The sequence below is a fragment of the Desulfospira joergensenii DSM 10085 genome (genome assembly GCF_000420085.1).
GTDB classification, from domain to species: domain Bacteria; phylum Desulfobacterota; class Desulfobacteria; order Desulfobacterales; family Desulfobacteraceae; genus Desulfospira; species Desulfospira joergensenii.
This window is the reverse complement of the sequence record NZ_ATUG01000002.1, coordinates 2341935-2360108: the sequence shown is the minus strand read 5'-3', so window position 1 is coordinate 2360108 and position 18174 is coordinate 2341935. Positions and strand designations below refer to the sequence as shown.

21 protein-coding genes are annotated in these 18174 nt (G+C 44.7%); 3 read left to right on the top strand and 18 right to left on the bottom strand.

Annotated features, from left to right (window positions below):
• Window positions 1-32 precede the first annotated feature (32 nt).
• From F608_RS0123885 to F608_RS37420, 7 genes are all read right to left on the bottom strand, one after another.
• On the bottom strand, window positions 33-623 hold the full coding sequence (locus tag F608_RS0123885; protein WP_022668250.1) for an acetyltransferase: 591 nt from the start codon (window positions 621-623) through the stop codon (window positions 33-35).
• A complete protein-coding gene (locus F608_RS0123880; RefSeq protein WP_022668249.1) occupies window positions 610-1764 on the bottom strand; it encodes a LegC family aminotransferase in 1155 nt (384 codons plus the stop codon). The genes F608_RS0123885 and F608_RS0123880 overlap by 14 nt, the downstream gene beginning before the upstream one ends.
• Window positions 1757-2749 carry an NAD-dependent 4,6-dehydratase LegB gene (locus tag F608_RS0123875; protein ID WP_022668248.1) on the bottom strand — a complete coding sequence of 331 codons (993 nt, stop codon included), beginning with the start codon at window positions 2747-2749 and terminating at the stop codon, window positions 1757-1759. The genes F608_RS0123880 and F608_RS0123875 overlap by 8 nt, the downstream gene beginning before the upstream one ends.
• 39 nt (window positions 2750-2788) lie before the next feature.
• Window positions 2789-4015 (bottom strand): hypothetical protein, encoded by a 1227-nt coding sequence (locus F608_RS0123870; RefSeq protein WP_022668247.1) that lies wholly within the window; start codon window positions 4013-4015, stop codon window positions 2789-2791.
• Window positions 4016-4280: 265 nt separating this feature from the next.
• Window positions 4281-5036, bottom strand: a complete 756-nt coding sequence (locus tag F608_RS0123865; RefSeq protein ID WP_022664423.1) for an IS5 family transposase — start codon at window positions 5034-5036, stop codon at window positions 4281-4283.
• Window positions 5037-5271: 235 nt separating this feature from the next.
• Complete coding sequence (locus F608_RS0123860) at window positions 5272-5808, bottom strand: transposase (protein ID WP_279615104.1); 537 nt, start codon at window positions 5806-5808, stop codon at window positions 5272-5274.
• 58 nt (window positions 5809-5866) lie between these two features.
• Window positions 5867-6157 (bottom strand): transposase, encoded by a 291-nt coding sequence (locus F608_RS37420; RefSeq protein WP_482156183.1) that lies wholly within the window; start codon window positions 6155-6157, stop codon window positions 5867-5869.
• 286 nt (window positions 6158-6443) lie between these two features.
• On the opposite strand from F608_RS37420, the gene F608_RS0123850 reads away from it, so the two are divergent.
• Window positions 6444-6635, top strand: coding sequence for a hypothetical protein (locus F608_RS0123850; protein ID WP_022668245.1), 192 nt, complete (start codon window positions 6444-6446; stop codon window positions 6633-6635).
• Between the two features lie 206 nt (window positions 6636-6841).
• Here F608_RS0123850 and F608_RS33170 read toward each other — a convergent pair whose 3' ends face one another.
• The 3 genes from F608_RS33170 to F608_RS33165 all read right to left on the bottom strand — a co-directional run bounded on the left by F608_RS33170 (window position 6842) and on the right by F608_RS33165 (window position 8956).
• A complete protein-coding gene (locus F608_RS33170) occupies window positions 6842-7228 on the bottom strand; it encodes a MarR family EPS-associated transcriptional regulator (protein WP_022668244.1) in 387 nt (128 codons plus the stop codon).
• 188 nt (window positions 7229-7416) lie between these two features.
• Complete coding sequence (locus F608_RS0123835; protein WP_084681272.1) at window positions 7417-8370, bottom strand: OmpA/MotB family protein; 954 nt, start codon at window positions 8368-8370, stop codon at window positions 7417-7419.
• A gap of 61 nt (window positions 8371-8431) precedes the next feature.
• Window positions 8432-8956 carry an LPP20 family lipoprotein gene (locus F608_RS33165; RefSeq protein ID WP_022668242.1) on the bottom strand — a complete coding sequence of 175 codons (525 nt, stop codon included), beginning with the start codon at window positions 8954-8956 and terminating at the stop codon, window positions 8432-8434.
• A 497-nt stretch (window positions 8957-9453) separates the two neighbouring features.
• Between F608_RS33165 and F608_RS0123820 the strand changes: the two genes are divergently transcribed.
• Both F608_RS0123820 and F608_RS33160 read left to right on the top strand, forming a co-directional pair.
• Window positions 9454-9825: a hypothetical protein gene (locus tag F608_RS0123820; protein ID WP_153307572.1), complete on the top strand. Its 372-nt coding sequence runs from the start codon at window positions 9454-9456 to the stop codon at window positions 9823-9825.
• A gap of 65 nt (window positions 9826-9890) precedes the next feature.
• Window positions 9891-11093: a D-alanyl-D-alanine carboxypeptidase/D-alanyl-D-alanine-endopeptidase gene (locus F608_RS33160; RefSeq protein WP_022668239.1), complete on the top strand. Its 1203-nt coding sequence runs from the start codon at window positions 9891-9893 to the stop codon at window positions 11091-11093.
• Between the two features lie 7 nt (window positions 11094-11100).
• On the opposite strand, the gene folE2 is transcribed toward F608_RS33160, so the two are convergent.
• From folE2 to lon, 8 genes are all read right to left on the bottom strand, one after another.
• The gene (gene folE2, locus F608_RS33155) at window positions 11101-11931 is read right to left on the bottom strand and encodes a GTP cyclohydrolase FolE2 (protein WP_022668238.1); all 831 of its coding nucleotides are present in this window, start codon (window positions 11929-11931) and stop codon (window positions 11101-11103) included.
• On the bottom strand, window positions 11931-12662 hold the full coding sequence (locus F608_RS0123805) for a PP-loop family protein (protein WP_022668237.1): 732 nt from the start codon (window positions 12660-12662) through the stop codon (window positions 11931-11933). Before F608_RS0123805 ends, folE2 begins: the two co-directional genes overlap by 1 nt.
• Before the next feature lie 7 nt (window positions 12663-12669).
• The gene (gene rpoZ, locus F608_RS0123800) at window positions 12670-12879 is read right to left on the bottom strand and encodes a DNA-directed RNA polymerase subunit omega (protein WP_022668236.1); all 210 of its coding nucleotides are present in this window, start codon (window positions 12877-12879) and stop codon (window positions 12670-12672) included.
• Between the two features lie 22 nt (window positions 12880-12901).
• On the bottom strand, window positions 12902-13369 hold the full coding sequence (gene greA / locus F608_RS0123795; protein WP_022668235.1) for a transcription elongation factor GreA: 468 nt from the start codon (window positions 13367-13369) through the stop codon (window positions 12902-12904).
• A 67-nt stretch (window positions 13370-13436) separates the two neighbouring features.
• Window positions 13437-14177: a CDP-diacylglycerol--serine O-phosphatidyltransferase gene (gene pssA / locus F608_RS33150; RefSeq protein WP_022668234.1), complete on the bottom strand. Its 741-nt coding sequence runs from the start codon at window positions 14175-14177 to the stop codon at window positions 13437-13439.
• Between the two features lie 23 nt (window positions 14178-14200).
• On the bottom strand, window positions 14201-14863 hold the full coding sequence (locus tag F608_RS0123785) for a phosphatidylserine decarboxylase family protein (RefSeq protein WP_022668233.1): 663 nt from the start codon (window positions 14861-14863) through the stop codon (window positions 14201-14203).
• 49 nt (window positions 14864-14912) lie between these two features.
• On the bottom strand, window positions 14913-15620 hold the full coding sequence (tsaB, locus tag F608_RS0123780) for a tRNA (adenosine(37)-N6)-threonylcarbamoyltransferase complex dimerization subunit type 1 TsaB (protein ID WP_022668232.1): 708 nt from the start codon (window positions 15618-15620) through the stop codon (window positions 14913-14915).
• Window positions 15621-15647: 27 nt separating this feature from the next.
• Complete coding sequence (lon, locus tag F608_RS0123775) at window positions 15648-18020, bottom strand: endopeptidase La (RefSeq protein WP_022668231.1); 2373 nt, start codon at window positions 18018-18020, stop codon at window positions 15648-15650.
• Window positions 18021-18174 lie beyond the last annotated feature (154 nt).

Sequence of the window (18174 nt, the reverse complement as noted above, 5' to 3'; positions counted from 1 at the left end):
TTTATGCTCCTCCACAGATTTCCCTGTTTTTATCACTCACTATAAAGGCGCCCAGCTTTTAAAAATTGGTTATCTGATATTCTAACGCCTTGTATGATTGTTGCATTAGAGCCCACAAAACAGCAGGAACCGATTTCCCCCCCCCCATTTATTACAGCGGCGGTAGAAATATGCGTGTGATGACCGACCATTGTATCATGCTCGATCAGGCATTTTGTATTCAGAATGCAGTTTTTACCAATAGATGCCCCAGCATTAACAATTACCTGATGCATCACTATTGTTCCCTCACCAATAACCGCATGTCTTGAAACATGGGCTGAAGGAGAGATAATAACGGGAAGGACAAAATTCATTTTTTTTAGCCGATCAAATAACTTTTGCCTTTTGCTTCCGGAACCAACCTGGCCAACAGTGATAAGTGCATAGTCAATTTGTTTTCTTAAATTTGAGAGGTCCTCGTCATACCCAACAATTGGATAACCAAGGGTTGGGTCTACTTTTTGTTTTTTGGTACGTTCTATTACCCCTGCGATCTCATAGTCACCCTGCGCCTCAATGACATCAATACATGAATGGCAATGCCCGCCACCACCAATTAGGATTATTTTATCCTTGCTCATTGATCCTGGCACTGCTTGGTAAATTCACAATTCTTTCCTGCAGCCATCTGGCATTTTTCAAATCTCCTTTTTGGCAGTTCTTATACATATCAAGATCAGATATAAGCTGCCAAACCGGCCTAGTCATCACCCCTGCGTTATTTGTTGCCTTCAAAAGGGTGTCTCGCCCATATCTGTCTTTGGTGATGACAGCATTCAGCCAATAATTGCTTCTGCACTGACTGGGTTCATTAAAAAACTCACCCCACTCTCTTGTGCTGAAAAAATCCTTGTAGGAATTTGCCAAATCGCGTTTATCCGCTAAAAAGACATCCAATTTCCCAATTTGTGCGTTTGCCAATGCCGCATTCAAATTCGGCATTCTATAATTATACCCGATCTCGTCATGAACATATTCCCAGGGATGAGCTACTTTTGCTGTAGTTGTGAGATGTTTTGCCATATCAGCTAATGAATCATTATTAGTAACTATGGCGCCGCCACCGCCGCAAGTAACTATTTTGTTGCCATTAAAACTCAAAACACCTAATTCCCCATATGTCCCGCAATGCTTGTCTGAAAGTTTTGACCCTAGTGACTCTGCTGCGTCCTCCACAACAGAAATATTCCATTTCTGCGCTATATTTTTTATCTGGGACATTTTGCAGGGATGTCCGAACGTGTGCATTGGGACCACGGCGGAAATCTGTTTACCGGATATTTTATTAAACGTTTTTCCGCCTCTTTCCTGGGCATTGTTACGAAGGAAATTGTCCAAAGCATCAGGGCACAAACCTAATGTTTCACGATTGACATCAACAAATATTGGAGTCGCCCTGTTATAAGCAATCGCGTTTGCTGTTGCAATGAATGTAAGGGGTTGCGTTATGACTTCATCCCCTTTTTTAACGCCAGCAAGCCTTAAGGCAACTTGTAGTGCTGCTGTCCCATTTACTGTAGCCACAGCACGTTTAACACCTAAATATGTTGACACCCCCCGTTCGAATTGATCAACATATTTTCCAACACTGGATACAAAAGTTGAATCAACAGCATCAAGCAGGTATTTTTTGTCTGTCTCATCAAATCTGGGCTCGTGAAGTGGTATGTATTCATCAGTTTTGTACCAATTTTTTATGAAAGAAATCAGATCGTTATACATTATATATATTTGCTTTATACTTCGATAAATTTTCTAAATTTGTAAACCACTCAATTGTATGCTGCAGCCCTGTTTCCAGAGAATATTTTGGCAGAAAACCGGTCAATTTATTAATTTTGCCATTATCGCAACAAAGTCTGAAAACTTCAGATTGGTTGGGTCGTAGTCGCTGTTCATCTGTAATAAACTCAACCTCAGAAGACATCAGCTTTTTAATCAGGCCAAGTGTATCACCTATTGAAATTTCGGTTCCAGAGCCGATATTGATTACATCACCAATTGTTTTCTTGGACTCTATCAGGGCAATAAAGCCCCGACACGTATCTAAAACAAAATTAAAATCACGTGTTGGGGTCAAATCGCCCAATAAAATTTGTTTCTTACCGGCTGCGATCTGGGTAATTATCGTTGGAATTACTGCCCTAGCGCTCTGACGGGGGCCATATGTATTAAACGGACGTGCAATGGTAACCGGCAAGCCAAACGACAAATAGAAACTCATGGCCATTTGGTCTGCCCCTATTTTACTGGCTGAATATGGAGACTGCGGTTTTAAAGGATGATTCTCATCAATCGGAACATACTGAGCCGTCCCGTAGACTTCAGATGTCGATGTATGAACGACCCGCTCACAACCCGCTTCCATTGCTGCCTTACAGATATTAAGAGTTCCTTTAATGTTAGTATCCACATAACTGTCCGGAGAAGTGTAAGAATATGGTATCGCAATCAATGCAGCAAGATGAAAAATTGCATCTATGTCTTTGGTAATCTCTTTGCAAAAATGAGGGTCTCGAATATCACCAGATACGACTTCAATATCATTCAAACACTCGAGCGATTCCAGCCATCCCCAATGGTTAAATGAATTGTAGTAGCTTAATGCCCGGACACCACTGCCTCTGCGAACCAACATTTCCACAAGATGGGACCCAATAAAGCCATCAGCGCCTGTCACGAGAACTTTTTTACCTAATAAATTCAAATCCTTAAGACCTCATAATTATTTTCAAGTTAGCTATTTTTAAGGAGTGGTTGAAGTGGTATCATTGAAAGAGTCCTGAACCATCTGCATCATTAAAGTTTTAAGCCGTTCAAAATCAAGTGTATTCATTAAATAGAGTTGTTCTTGTAAATCATACTCTTCTTTACTTTTATAATCTCTCTTTATTTGAGCTTGTAAATTATCAATTTCAAACTGAAGTTTCTCGAGTTGCTCTGAAGTAACAATATGATTTGTAATCCGATTTTGTACCACCTCTATGGAAGATTGAATTTCCCCAAGCCTTTCTGATGAGACAACACCCTCAGCAAGCTTTCTTTTCTCCAAACCAATCTCCGCCTGAAGCGCTTTGACTCCTTTTGCATATGTTGGTTTACCCTGCATATCATCGGACATCTTCAGGATACCAAGTTGAACGGCCAAATCTTTTTGGTTTATCAAATCATCCAGTCTATTTTTCATTCTTAGTATTTCAGCATTCTCTTCAATTATTTTTTGTGCTTGCAAATATTCTAATTGTTTTTTTGCCTTGAGCAGTTCTGATTTTTCAACATTTTTCTTAAGTTCACTTAGCATCACAAGCTTTTGTTGTGCCATCGTTTTGGAAATTTTCCGCAAAACGCCCATCTGCTCGTGAACCGCAAACTTAGCTATCTCCAACCTTTCTTTTATTTGTTCTATTACATCATTACAGGAATACTCGACAACATATGAAATAAAATCATTTAATATATTGTGAATTACCTTTGGGGCCTTCTTTCCAGAAAGCTCAACCTCAAGATTCGGATTGCTTTCTCTCATGTTAGATCCTTTGATTGAAAGATTTCCCAGGAACCACGATTTGGTTAAAATAGTATTCAAATTATTCTCCCTTACCATTCTTACTACAGTTCCACTTTTTTCCCAAAACTTTGCTTGAAGATTTCTATCACGTAAGTTTTTTTCTAACATAGGATAAAAAATTGAGTTAAATGGACTAATTTCTTTTAACGCATTGTTTCCTGCGTTTAGCGTTTCTATATCATACTCAGAGAGCGGGGAAATTTTTACCACTGCATCAAAATATTTTCGACCGGAAAAAACGTTAGCAAAAATCATACCTGCAGCCAAAACAACAAGCATTAAAACCACGAAGCCCTTTTTCCTCAAGATGGACCAAATATCATGCAGACTAATTTCATCATCCCCAATTGAGGTGTCGAACTGAACACCGGCATACGGGCAAACAAATTCATTTTTATTTTCCATCGCGATTGTCCAAACAGATTTATTTAAATTTCACTATTAGGAATAGTGTCCCGAATCACCCTAAGACCTTTGCACGACTATAGTGTTTTCGTCAACCCGTCCGATGGATGGGCGGTCCTGCTTACTTCCTCCCCCCACCATTATCTATACCGATAAGAGCTTTGAATCAGCCCCATTTTCATTAAAACTGTAAAAAAAAGATCGTTATTCGATGAAATTTGATTTCTAAGTTTCATTTTTTTACTAGGCGCTGTTTCTAAATAAATCATTGCAACCAGACCAAGCAAGAAGCAATCAGAACCATCGCTTCATATCTGCTTGATAGTTTTTCATACCGAGTCGATATTCGCCGATTGGATTTTATCTTTGCAAAAAAGCATTCTACCAGGTGTCTTTCTCTATACGTATGCTTGTCAATCTCCCTCGGGTGTTTCCTGTTTGCTTTCGAAGGAATGACGACCTTGCTACCTACTGCCTCAACAAGTTCAATGAGTTTATCTGTATCATAAGCTCTATCTGCAAAAAAATAATCGCTTTCTATGCCAGCAATCAATTCATACGAAGGAACCATATCATGCACATTTCCACCGGTTAACTTAATTCGGAAAGGATTTCCAAGGGCATCGACCACTGCATGGATCTTTGTCGTCAAACCTCCTTTGCTTCTACCTATTGCTTGAAAATATTGACCTCCCTGAACTCCGCAACCGTGTTGATGCAGTTTCACATAAGACCCATCTATCATCGTTGATTCTGTGTCTATATCTTTTGTGACCTGCTTAAATAAATCTTTCCAAGCTGATAGAGTCGTCCACCTGGCAAACCTTTTATAAACAGTTTGCCATGGTCCAAACTCTTTTGGCAAATCTCGCCAAGGGGCACCGGTTTTTAGAATCCATAAAATTCCATTGAACATTAACCTGTTATCCTTCGGCTTGCGTCCTCGTGTTTCTATCTTAGGGGATGATAAGATAGGCTCTATATGTTTCCATTTTTCGTCTGAAATAGCATGTCTGTTCATAAACAGACGGAATCATTAGTATTCTCAAATGTCTATATTTTTTTGATGTTTTTTTAGAAACAGCCCCTAGTTCTTCATTGTTCCATGGATTTTAAAAATCAGACTTGGAGAAATAATTCTATCATCCTCATTTATCCCTGAAAAGCCTCTTCCTGTTGCATTTTTTTGAGGGCCTTAATACTCTTCCGAATATTATAAGTAACCTGCCTGATCAAAATATCGATATTGTTTTTGGCTATGCTTGTAAATCGGACTCTTTTACCGCGATCATAGAGGTGGCTGATACCAAAATACCGCTCCACAATATAGCGAACTTTGGATATTCTTTTATTACGGTCTTTTCAAGTTCGATTAATTTGGCTGTGGTTGTATCCTTTCTCATTATGCCGTCACCAAAACGATTCAAACTTAAAAACTCTCGGTTCTCCTGGCCGTGATATCCTTTATCAGCACACACCATTTTCAAAGCCTGTTTCGTATAGCGGCTGTATAATGTGCAGTATTGAAAACAATTGGTATCGTGAATAGATGAAGGACTCAAGACCGTTGTCAGAATAAAGCCATGATCTGTATCTATGGAAGTATGCTCTTTTAACCCATAATAAAATTTGTCATTTTTTACCGCCCAGTTGGATTCAAGAACTCTTGAGAATTTCCGGGGCTTGCCTGTCTTATCAAGCTGCCCTTCATGGGTCGAGCGCCCTGTTTTTAATTTGTCCAATTTTTTGTTACTCAACGGCTTGCTGGCAGACCGGACGATACGCGCATCTATTGCAATCCCCTCATTGATTTTAATGCCTTCTGAAAAAAATTGTTCAATATCTTTTGGGTTATTGCTTCAAACATCCCTTGCTTAGCTGGCCTCTGAAACGAGACAAGGTTGAGTGATCAGGGGAAGCTACATTTGAAAGAAGGTCTAAAAAAGTACGGAAAGCCCTTCTGTCATTAATTTGGCTTTCCAGTTCAGGATCTGAATCAATTCTGAACCATTTTTGAAGCAAAAGACATTTAAACAACATCAAAGGGGGAGATGCTGGCTGCCCAAGTTTATTTTTTCCAGGTTCATACGTAGTAGAATCAAATAATTCTCCGATCGGACGCCAGTCGATGGAATTATCAATTTCCGTTACCCGTTTGAGTCAAATGTTGGTAAAAGAATTGGTTTCAGTAGATTCCAAATCGGTAAATGTCATTTGCTTCCTTTTTTTCTTAAAACTCATAAGGACCATCCTGAATAATGGTTGAATTTCAAAGAAAATTTATCATGCTTTGTAATTTTATTCAATATTTTCAGATATATAAAATTATATTTTTATTGAAAAATTCATTACGTGATATATTGGGGTCTGCCTTGTGGGCTGTGCAAAGCTCTCCGATTCTAAATATCTTCCTTTGGCGATCATTTCTATGTTGCATACAAAAGATAAAATCAAAATCACCTATGCCGACAAAGGATATGCTGGCACTCCCAATCGAGAGTTCATGGCCTTGAGAAAAATCAATGACGGGATCATGCGTAAAGACGATATCAACACCAAATGGCCCCACATGGGTGAAACCGAGGGATTCTATCACCAGATATCAGCCGCAAGGGCTTAAATTCGGGTGGCGACTATGTCGCCTATGCCAAAAATTTAATTTTTTGGATCCAATTTTATAATCCTGGAGAATATGTTCATTTTGCAAGAGTCTCCTTTTGAACATAGCTCCGCCCTGTCGGTTACATTGTCAATGCATCGCCCCTTGGCATTCCACCCCACCCTTTTGACTAAACTTAAAAAAGGGGTTTGCTCAAACTGTAAAAATCAGATTATTCTTTTTAACCCATCCAATAATCCGGAATCATCGCAGGCCTTTCTGTCCATCTGTTCAATTTGTTCGGAAAGGTATTGGATCTCCTGTTTAATCTGATCGTACTCTTTAATTCTTAATTTCAAATAACTCCAGGTGAGGTCGGTCAGCTCTTTCAGTCCTGCAGGGGTGATGCGGTACAAGTAGGCGGCCTTGTTGGAAGAATTTTTAAATCTTTCTATCCGGATCATTCCTTTTTGGGTGAGCAAGGATATACAATAATTGACCTTTCCCAGACTGACTCCCATTTTCTGCTTCATCTCTCTTTGGGTCAGTTTGGGTTCATCTTTTAAAAGGTTTAACAATTTAAAACGAATTTCATTGTCCCTGGGGTTGTTCATGATCTGAACTTATATGGGAAAGAGCCTGTAAGGTCAAGCTTTATTGCACCTTAGCCGGTAAATTTTAGCAAGAAAATGATGTATAGGAATTTGATTAACCGGATATGAATTTCAGATTAAATAAACAAAAAAGGGGCTGCTTTTGCGGCAGTCCCCCTTTTTATTTGCAAAAGAAAAAATCCAGGCAATCACCCGGTGAAAATCACCGTAACCTGGGCTCTTCGGTGGAAGGATTTTTGTTTGGAGGGTTGTTTGGCGGCGAACCGGTATTCTCCTGTGGTTCCGATCTGGAAAATAGAGGGTTTCAGCCCCTGTTTGACCAGCTCGTGTACAATGTTTGCCGCCCTTGAGGCACCAAGCTCGAGGTTGGAGGGATATTTCTTGGTTCGGATGGGGTCGGTGTCGGCATAGCCGTTTACCATGACTTTTACATCATAGGGTTTTAAGAACAGGGCCAGTTTTTTGAGAAAGGCTCTGTATTCTTTGGCCACCTGTGCGCTCCCTGAAGAAAAAAGAATGGGAAGGGTGGTGTTTATCCTGAGGCAGGTGTCATCTCCGCTTACCTCCACCCAGTTTTCCAGACCGTTTTTTTTGATGGAGGCCTCTATGCCGGTCCTTTTGACTGAGGGTCCCGGGGCTGTGACTTCCTTTACCGCCCTTTCAACTTTAGCCACAATGGGTTTGGTTTCGATTTTTTGGTTTTTTTCTGGGGAAAGGCCTATCTTTTTTTCCAGGATCTTGCCGAGCTCCATGTTCTGCCTTGAATCATACTCTTTCGTATAAAAGGTATTGAGAGCAGTCAGCCGGTTCTTTTCCTTTTTCAGGATTTGGATTCTTTCTTCTTTGGCGGTTACGGAGTTTTTAAGGGAAGGGGAGGGTTTTCTTCCGGCATCATTGATCCGGTTGATCTTAAGAATGAGCCAGTCAATTTCCTTTTTAATGGACTTGATCTGATCTGTCAGTACATTGGCCCTTGCCTGGGTTTGATCGATGAGCAGTTTGAGCTCAATGGTATCGTAGGCTTCGGTATCCAATAATTTTTTTTCATAATACCCGGCAGATGATTGGGAAGGTATTAAAAAAACAAACACCAGAAACACACTTAAAAAACAGATTCTCACCCCAGAACTTAACCGTCCCATGATATCCTCCAAAAACATTTTAACTCCGTCAGGTTATTGTAACTAAACCAATGCGTTTGTTTTAAGAATTTCCGCCGGTAATCGCTGAAGCGGAAGAAGTTCTGGGCTCGACATTGTTGCCCATTCCCACGGGCCACCATACCATACCCTGTTTGGCAAAATTGATGCGCAGTCTCAAACGGGCACTGGTAATGCCGTACTCTCCCTGGCTCACCTCCATGATCTCAGCTCCCCTGAGCCAGGACTGGGTATGGATCTGAATCATATCGTGATTCACGGTTCCCCGGCCCGCCTTCATAAAGGCATCCACATAAACGCCCCTGACCTTTTCAACCAGCTGCCTATACCCGTCGGCAACGGCTGCCCGCTCAGCCATGATCACGGCCTCTCCTTTTGTCAGGGCATTTTCCGGCTCAAGTCCCTTCCCGATCACATAGAAGGTCACCACCTTCTGGTTGTCCACACTGGAGCCCGTGGTTCCAAGGACATCCCCCGGGGCGCTGGCAGTGGATTGGAATCCTGTGGTGGTGCATCCGGAAAAAAAGAATATCAAAAGACTTGCCGACAAAAAAATTAATTTTTTCATGTTTTCCTTCCTAAAATTTCACCCGATTAACCGTAACATACAAACTGCTATTTTCCTCTGTTCTTGACACAAATGACACCGAGCGGTTTCCTAACCCATATTAAACAGGCCCTGTTTTACCAGACATGACATCGGACACCGGCCTTCGTTGACTCCCGGCAATTGTTCATGCTAAGAGTGGAATCGTCAACATATTGGGTTAACTTTAGCGTTTTAGGCATACCGAATCAAAAACATTTAATCCATATCCCCGGCCAGGACTTTGCAGGCTTTGCAACCGGGCGGAATATATTTGATCCGCTTCACCATGTTAAGAGATAAATACAAGATCCATGCCTTTTTCCTTAAAATTTGATTTTTTTTCTCTATTTACCCTTGTTCTGCTGTGGACATCCTTTGTTCAAGGGCCTGTTCATGCATCCGAGGGAATTTCTTCCTATTATCTCAGATATGATATCCAATCCCATAAGCATCAGGTAAAAGATGAAAGATTGACCATGGTTCCTGCCGAAGATGAGTTCAGGGCGGAAAATTTTTCTCTATGCACAATTTCAGGCAGCCTGTCTGCCCGTCCCGGTGAGATAAAACCGATGATGGAAAAAAGAGCCCGGGAACAGGTCCTCAAATCTGTTTTAAGGGAAAAAGGATTAAAGTCAGTCAAAGCCCTTAATTATGACACCATTGTCAGTTATGAAGGGGTGGTGATGGTTCCTATACTCCTCGAAACGATAAAGGCCAAGGATCAGGAGATCGAGTTCAGAGCCGCCATCCGTTTCTCTCCCCTTGCCTTCCCGGACCGGTGGAAGGCCCTGGAGTCGAAACACCGTATGAAACAGGCAGTTCAGGATTTTTTATTATTATTCAAATGAAACAGATTCATGCATAAGTATACCCGGCCCCATTTCATATTACAAAAAGAATTCAAACCGTTGCCATGAAAAGACAAACTCTATTTTTTATTCTAATTTTTGCCCTGATTTTTCCACTCGTTGCCAATTCAGGAACCGCAAACCCTCCCACCGGTATCCTTTTAACCGGCGATCAAGGCAAGATCCTTGTTTCCCGGAATCGGAACACCCCTTTTATTCCTGCCTCGACCCTGAAGATTATGACCAGCCTGGCCGCCATTCACCATTTTGGATCCGGGTTTCGGTTCGCCATGCCGGCCGCCTATGACACATCCTCCCAAAACCTTTATATTCGAGGATTGGGGGATCCTCTATTTGTATCCGAGGCAATCCGGGATTTCACGGCACGCCTGGTGGAAAAAACCAGAATCAAAGAATTCAGGCAGGTCAATGATATCATTCTGGATCTCTCCTTCTTTAAAAAAGAAATCCTCATCCCGGGAACCGGAGCCAGCCTCAACCCCTATGATGCAACCACCGGGGCTTTATGCGCCAATTTCAATACCCTGGCCTTTCAATGGGACCCTGTAAAATCTGTTTTTCTAAGCGCGGAACCCCAGACCCCGCTCCTGGATATTTTTATCAAAGAGATTCAATCGAGCGGACTCAAGCAGGGAAGGATCCTGCTGGACCCGGGCCACAGGAGGATCTACCCGGGCCTTTTGATTAAATTCTTTCTTGAACAACAGGGAATAGAGGTCCGGGGCCGTGTCAGGCAGGGCTGTTTTTCTCCAGGAAAGGGGCAGGCATTTACCTATCAATCCTTGTTCACCATGGACCAGATCATTGAAAAATTGTTGAAATTTTCCAATAACTTCATTGCCAATCAATTGATCCTGACCATGGGAGCCCAAAGATACGGAGAACCTGCCAGCCTTGAAAAAGGGGTAAAAGCACTGGAAGATTTTGCTATAAAAGAGTTGGGGCTTAAGAAGATAGGTCTTGCAGAGGGTTCCGGTCTCTCCAGAAAAAACAGACTGACGCCGGCCCAAATGGTCCGGATCCTGGATGCGTTTACGCCCTTTCACAAACTGATGTCTGAAAATCAGGACGAGTACTATAAAACAGGAACCCTGACAAAGGTGAGGTGCCGGGCCGGTTATATCAAGGGGAAGAATGAAAAACTCTATCCTTATGTCATCATGATCAATGGAAAAAACAGGGGCTGGAAACCCATTCTCCGGAAAATGATTCAAAAGGTCCGGTCAGTTGATGAATCAGGGGACTGATTTTGGACTAATTTTTGGAAATTTCCTGCTTTTGCACATCCGCCCTGTTGTATCCTTCCTTCTCGTCCCGGGTAAAATCGATATAGGCGTAGGCACTGTGATTATGGATGGATTCAAAATTTTCCGCGCTTACTGAAAACCAAGTGATATTGGTATCATCCATCATGGCCTTGGCCACATCCCGGACAATATCCTCAACAAATTTGGGATGATTATAGGCCTTTTCCGTAACGAACTTCTCATCTTCCCGCTTCAGAACGGAAAAGATATCACAGGATGCCGACCGCTCAACGATATTCACGATATCCTCAATCCAGATCAGCCGTTTGAAACGGGTATTTACCAGGACTTCCCCCCTCTGGTTATGGGCGCCGCAGTCACTGATCTCCTTGGAACAGGGACAGACCGAAGTGACGGGAACCGCCACTTTCAGGACAATATCCGTGTTTCCCGAAACATGGGAAGAGCCGAAAATCGAGCAGGTATAGTCCATCAGACCCCTTGCTTCGGTGCTGGGAGCAGTCTTCTCGATAAAATAAGGAAAGGTAATCTCAATATGGGAAGATTCCGCCCCCAAAATCTTTTTCATATCCTTGAGAATGATGTTCAAGGATTCCAGGGACACCTTGGACCGGAACGTGTGAAGGATCTCCACAAACCGGCTCATATGGGTACCCTTGCACTGATGGGGCAGGTCTACATACATGGAGATTTCAGCAACCGTAGACTGGATCCCCCGGGTCTTGTCCAGGACCTTTACAGGGTATTTCAGGCCCTTGATGCCGACCTTGTCTATGGGAATTTTTCTAAAATCAGGCTGGTTCTGAATATCTATCATTATTCATTCCCTAAAAGGTAATCATGGGCCACATTGCCCATGGACCGAAAAATATTACCTTTGATATGCTTATTTTGTTTATACATGGTTTCCAGCATGTTCCTGACCTCCCCTCTTTTGGTATTCTTTGAACTGGGGCAGGGATTTCCAAATTTCGGAATCTGAAACATCCTTGAAAACGTAACAATATCTTCCTTGTCAACATATGACAGAGGCCTGATGATATCAAGCCGTCCCTTGAAAAAAGATTGCCTGGGTTTCATGGTACCGATTTTTCCGGCATAAAACATATTGATGAACAAGGTCTCTATGATGTCATCTTTATTATGGCCCAGGGCAATCTTTTTACAGCCCGAATCCCGGGCAATCTCAAACAGGCGCTTTCTTCTGAGCCTTGAACATAAAAAACAGGGATTTTCCCTGTTCTCCTCTGAATGGGCCAAGGTTCCGTAGTCTGTATATTCCGTCACCATGGCCCCGAAATGCTCTTTCACGTACTGTTCAAGCCTTGGGGCCGGGGACGGTTCAAACCCAGGATCCAGAAAAACCGGCAGTAGATCGAATTTTACAGGAGATCTTTTTTGCAGGGATCCCAGCAGGGTCAGCAGGGTCTGGCTGTCCACGCCGCCTGAAATTCCGACGAGAATCCTGTCTTTTTCCGATATCATGGACCAGTCGTGGACGGCACGGCCCAGCAGATGCCGGACTCTTTTTTTCAGCCCTGTTTTCAATCCTTAGCTATTCGTCTTGACCCTCTTCTGTTTTTTTTCTGACAATCCGGTTGGCTGCAATCTCCCGCAGCACCGTGACAACGTCTTCGTTTTTTGATGATTTGACCAGAAGATCGGCCCCCTCCCTGACCTGACGGACTCGCTTGGCCGCCAGATGAACCAGGGTAAATCGATTGTCAACATTTTTCAAACAGTCTTCAATGGTAACTCGTGCCAAAATTCATTCCTCCAAAATCATCCTAAAGGATGTCAATGATTTCATATACTCTTTTTCCCCCGGGAGCCTGAAGAACGGCTTCGTCACCGGGTTGTTTTCCGATAAGTGCCCTGCCCAGGGGAGATGATACTGAAATTTTCCCCTGATTGATATCTGCCTCGTCCGCCCCGACAATCATGTATTCAACTTCTTGTTCAGAATCCAGATTTTCCACCAGGACCTTGCTGGCAAACCTGACCACATCCTTGGATACGGTCTCCGGGTCGATCACCTTGGCATTTCCCAGCTTATAGCCGATTTCCCCGATTCTTCCCTCGATAAAAGACTGGCGTTCCTTGGCAGCGTGGTACTCTGCGTTTTCAGAAAGATCGCCATGGGCACGGGCCGTTTCAATGGCCTTGATCGTTTCAGGGCGGTCAATGGTTTTCAGCTTTTCCAGCTCTTTTTTTAAAGCGGTAAAGCCTTGTTTTGTAATGGGTATTTGCTCCAAAACTAATGTTTACTCCGTTTTGTAATGGTAATATTCAAATCTTTCATGGAAAGTGAAAAAATGAAGCTTAGGCTCCCTTATCCACCTGGGTTTCTTTTCCGTTTTTTGATGAATGCAGAACCAGAGAAATAAAAGGCCCTGAAAGCACATAGACCAGAAAAATCCCGAACAATAAAATCCAGGGCTCGGTGGCAATTGCCACAAACACCAGGATCATTCCGACCAGTTTGTTAAAGGTTAACCGTTTGAACAAAGATACCTTTTTCAGACTTTTATAGCAAAAAGAACTGACCATGCAAAAGGACAGGCCAAACATCATAACCAGGATGACCTCCCGGAAAGGTTCGGGACTGATGGAAAGCCTTGAAAATAAAAGTACGAAGGAGACGTTCATGGCGGCTGCGGCCGGAATGGGCAATCCTTCAAAATCAGGACTGGAAGAGGCAAAGGTGTTAAACCGGGCCAGGCGCAGAGCCCCGCAGGCCATAAACAGGAACCCGGCCAGCCATCCCGGCCTGCCCATGGGTTCAAGCGCCCACAGGACCATCAATAGAGCAGGAGCCAGTCCAAAGGTCACCAGGTCGGCAAGGGAGTCATATTCGATTCCGAATTTACTGGTGGTATGGGTGGCCCGGGCAATTTTACCGTCCAGCAGGTCAAACAGGGTGCCGATGAGGATGGCAACTGCGGCATTCTCGAACCTGGCCTGTACCGATGCAAGAATGGAGAAGTAGCCGCAGAAAAGGTTCATGGTCGTAAACAGATTGGGGAGGATATAGATCCCCTTTTTCAAACTCTGTTTCTGCATGGCAATTCTCTCTTTTTCTTCTCCTAGTTCATGTACCCGATCAGAGTGACCCCGGCCTGGGTTTTGTCCCCGGGTTTGACCCTAACCTCAAAATCCGTGGGCAGATAAAGATCGAGCCGGGATCCAAACTGGATCATACCGTACCGCTCTCCCCTTGTGATCCGCTCCCCTTCTTTGACGCAATTGACAATTCTCCGGGCGATCAGACCGGCAATCTGTACCACGGCAAAGGTTTTGTCTTTTTCCGTGGTTATGATCAAAGCATTTCTTTCATTATGGATGGATGCCTTGTCAAAGGAGGCATTGATGAATTTACCCGGATTGTACTTTACCCCCTGAACCACACCGTCAAAGGGAATCCGGTTGACATGGACGTTAAACACGTTCATGAATATGCTGACCTTCTGGCAGGGAACATCCAGGTATTCGCTTTCTTCCATCCGGTCCACAACAATTACCCGGCCGTCTGCCGGGGCCAGAAAATCCTTTTCTCCATCCGGCCCCTTCCGGTCCGGATCCCTGAAAAACCAGCACACAAAACAGGTGATTCCCAGGAAAGCCCAGGCCGGTGCTGTCCACCCAAAATAAAAAAGCATCCCCGTAAAGAGGATGGTTGCAAAAATATATTTCAAACCCGGCACGGCAACGGGCAAAACCGCCCTTGCCGGCCATTTTGATGGATCCATAATTATTCTTCCCCGACTATATCCGAATTATAATAACCAAAACAAGGCCTTATGTCAATATACTTGTATTTCGGGTAAAATTGATTTCCGCATCAGACTTTCGAAGGTAGGAGGGGACCAGTGAATTTTCCGGCCGGGCAAAGAATCCGGCATCGGCCAATAGAGGCCGGGTCAAGGCGGCCGCACTGATATGGTCCATGGCTTCCGGAGCAAACACGGCCAGATGATCAAAGGTCTTGAGGATCAGATCCTGATAGGCTTTTGAGCCGGATCCGGCAAATAATACCGCCCCCTGTCCGGCCACCTCAAAAAAGGCCTGCTCCGGGGAGCAGACTCTTTCCCGGCTTTTTCCCACAAGATCTCCCCGGGCAAACCGGAATACCGAGGTATAGACCTCCCCACGCCGGGCATCCATCATGACGCATACGGGAAGATCTGAATAGCAGAACCGCCATGCAATCCCGTCCAGGCTTGATACCCCGGCACAGGGCTTGGACAGGGCATAGGCAAATCCCTGGATCATACTGATGCCGATGCGAAGGCCGGTGAAGCTTCCCGGCCCTTTTGCGGCAAGGAAACCATCCACCTGGGAGAGAGTGATCCCGGCCCTGTTCTCAAGGAGGTTCTCCACCATGACCATGAGTCTTTTGGAGTGGGTCAGCCCGTTTGTCCAGTACTCTTCACAGACCAGGCTTCCCCGGTCCAGAACTGCCAGGCTGGCCCCCTGCTCTGCCGTACTCAGACTTAAAATTTTCACTCTTTCACATCTTTTCCAATGGCCATCTTATTTTTCCAGCGCAATCTCCAGCGCCTCATCCACATCCCGGACACAGGTAAACTTAAGCTTGCTCTTGACGGTTCTGGGGATGTCGTACAGATCCTTTTTGTTTTTTTCAGGAATTATCACGTGCTTGATCCCGGCCCTCAGGGCTCCCAAAGCCTTTTCCTTGAGACCGCCGATGGGCAGGACCCTTCCCCTGAGTGAAATTTCCCCGGTCATGGCCACCTTATTGTTCACCTTCCGGTTGGTAAAGGCGGAGACCAGGGCAGTGGCCATGGCAATACCGGCAGATGGGCCGTCCTTGGGAATGGCCCCGGCCGGCACATGGATGTGGATATCGGTTTCATCAAAGGCCTTTTTATCAATCCCCAGCCTTTCCTGGTTGGCCTTGGTATAGGTCAGGGCAGCCCTTGCACTCTCCTGCATGACCTCCCCGATCTGCCCGGTCACCATGAGCTCGCCCTTGCCCTGGAAAAGGGAAATTTCAATATAAAGATGCTCGCCCCCCACTTCAGTCCAGGCCAGGCCGGTTGCCAGCCCCACCTGGCTCTCCTCCTGATCCAGTTCCGGCATGAATCTGGGCGGACCCAGGTAGCGGACAAGATTCTGCTTGGTGACCGGGAACCGTCCCTTTTTGCCCTCGGCAATCTTCCGGGCGATTTTCCGGCAGATGGCATCCAGCCTCCGCTCCAGTCCCCTGACCCCTGCTTCCAGGGTATATTCTGAAACAATGGAGGCCATGGCATTGGGACTGATATGGATGGATCTTCTGATCAGTCCGTTTTCCTTGAGTTTCCTGGGGAAAAGATGGGTTTTGGCAATCTCGATTTTTTCCTGGTGGGTATACCCCGGAATATGGATGACTTCCATCCTGTCCAGCAGTGCGGAGGGGATGGTGTCGGCAATATTGGCCGTGAGAATGAACATGACATTGGAAAGGTCAAAGGGCATGTTCAGATAGTGATCGGAAAATTCAAAATTCTGTTCCGGATCCAGGGCTTCCAGCAGGGCCGAAGACGGATCCCCCCTGAAGTCGTTGCCCAGTTTGTCGATCTCGTCCAGCATGAACACCGGGTTGTTGGTCCCGCACTGACGCAGGCCCTGGAGTATCCGTCCGGGCATGGAGCCGATATAGGTTCGCCTATGCCCCCGGATTTCCGCTTCATCCCGGATCCCCCCCAGGGAAACCCGGTGGAATTTTCGTTTCATGGCCTTTGCAATGGCCTGCCCAAGGGAGGTTTTTCCCACACCCGGAGGCCCCACAAAACAGATGATCTGTCCCCTTTTCTTGGGATTGAGCTTTCTTACGCTCAAATATTCAAGAATCCTTTCCTTTGCCTTTTCAAGACCAAAATGATTCTGGTCCAGGACCTTGCAGGCTTTCTTGATATCCAGGCTGTCGTTTGTTGAGCGGCTCCAGGGCAGTTCAACAATGCAGTCCAGGTAGGTCCGGACCACGGAGGCCTCGGAAGAATCGGAATGCATCTGATCCAAACGTTTGAGCTGCTTAAACGTCTCAATCTTGCATTTTTCCGGCATCCTGCATTTTTTGATTTTTCTCCTGAAATCTTCTATTTCGGCCAGTTTATCGTCACTCTCCCCCAATTCCCGGTGAATGGCCTTAACCTGTTCCCTGAGATAGTAATCCCTCTGGTTTCTGGAGATTTCATCCTTGACATTGGTCTGGATCTTGGCCTGTACCGTAGACAGGTCCAGTTCCCTTGCCAGCAGGTCATTGACTTTATTGAGGCGTTCCAGGGTATCGGTGATCTCCAGAAGATCCTGGGCATCTTCCACCTTGAGATTCAAGTTGGAAGCCACAAGGTCGGCCAGCTTGCCCGGAGACTCGATATGGGAGAGAAGATCCCCCACGTCCCCTGCCAGTTCACCCTTGAGGGCCAGAAGCTTCTCACTGTTTTCCTTGACATTCCGCATCAAAGCTTCGATTTTAATGTCAAGCTCTTCAGGCTCGGCATCAATGAGAATCTCCACATTGACCTTGAAGAACTTACGCTTCTTGGTAAATTGGTTTACCCTGGCCTTGGCAATTCCCTGAACAAGGGCCTTTATCCTGCCGTCGGGCAGCTTGATCATCTTCTGAACCCGGCCGATGGTGCCGACATCATACACGTCATTGACCTTGGGATTTTCAACCTCGGAATCCTTTTGTGCGGCCAGAAAAATATACCGGTCAAATTCAATACACTCTTCGATCGCCTTGATCGATTTTTCACGTCCGACAAACAATGGCAGCAACATATCTGTGAAAACAACCACATCCCTGACCGGCATCATCGGGAGATCTTTGGGGATATCCTCAATATTGCCCTCTTTTTCAATTATTTCTATGAGATCATCAATATCTGCTTCAGCCATTTAAACTCCTTAATATTAAAGCGCTGAACCATACACGACCTATCCGTACAATTCAGCGGTTTCTCTTGCTTCCTCCGATGGTCAACCCAAAGGCTTTTTGATTGATTCTACAATAAAACAGAATTTGCTTTTTACAATATCCTTGCTAAAATAA

What these genes read in the sequence shown, in the direction of transcription:
- F608_RS0123885 (WP_022668250.1), bottom strand. Translation starts at nt 623, where the DNA reads ATGAGCAAGGATAAAATAATCCTAATTGGTGGTGGCGGGCATTGCCAT.
- F608_RS0123880 (WP_022668249.1), bottom strand. Translation starts at nt 1,764, where the DNA reads ATGTATAACGATCTGATTTCTTTCATAAAAAATTGGTACAAAACTGAT.
- F608_RS0123870 (WP_022668247.1), bottom strand. Translation starts at nt 4,015, where the DNA reads ATGGAAAATAAAAATGAATTTGTTTGCCCGTATGCCGGTGTTCAGTTC.
- F608_RS0123865 (WP_022664423.1), bottom strand. Translation starts at nt 5,036, where the DNA reads ATGAACAGACATGCTATTTCAGACGAAAAATGGAAACATATAGAGCCT.
- F608_RS0123850 (WP_022668245.1), top strand. Translation starts at nt 6,444, where the DNA reads ATGTTGCATACAAAAGATAAAATCAAAATCACCTATGCCGACAAAGGA.
- F608_RS33170 (WP_022668244.1), bottom strand. Translation starts at nt 7,228, where the DNA reads ATGAACAACCCCAGGGACAATGAAATTCGTTTTAAATTGTTAAACCTT.
- F608_RS0123835 (WP_084681272.1), bottom strand. Translation starts at nt 8,370, where the DNA reads ATGGGACGGTTAAGTTCTGGGGTGAGAATCTGTTTTTTAAGTGTGTTT.
- F608_RS33165 (WP_022668242.1), bottom strand. Translation starts at nt 8,956, where the DNA reads ATGAAAAAATTAATTTTTTTGTCGGCAAGTCTTTTGATATTCTTTTTT.
- F608_RS0123820 (WP_153307572.1), top strand. Translation starts at nt 9,454, where the DNA reads ATGGTTCCTGCCGAAGATGAGTTCAGGGCGGAAAATTTTTCTCTATGC.
- F608_RS33160 (WP_022668239.1), top strand. Translation starts at nt 9,891, where the DNA reads ATGAAAAGACAAACTCTATTTTTTATTCTAATTTTTGCCCTGATTTTT.
- folE2 (WP_022668238.1), bottom strand. Translation starts at nt 11,931, where the DNA reads ATGATAGATATTCAGAACCAGCCTGATTTTAGAAAAATTCCCATAGAC.
- pssA (WP_022668234.1), bottom strand. Translation starts at nt 14,177, where the DNA reads ATGCAGAAACAGAGTTTGAAAAAGGGGATCTATATCCTCCCCAATCTG.
- F608_RS0123785 (WP_022668233.1), bottom strand. Translation starts at nt 14,863, where the DNA reads ATGGATCCATCAAAATGGCCGGCAAGGGCGGTTTTGCCCGTTGCCGTG.
- lon (WP_022668231.1), bottom strand. Translation starts at nt 18,020, where the DNA reads ATGGCTGAAGCAGATATTGATGATCTCATAGAAATAATTGAAAAAGAG.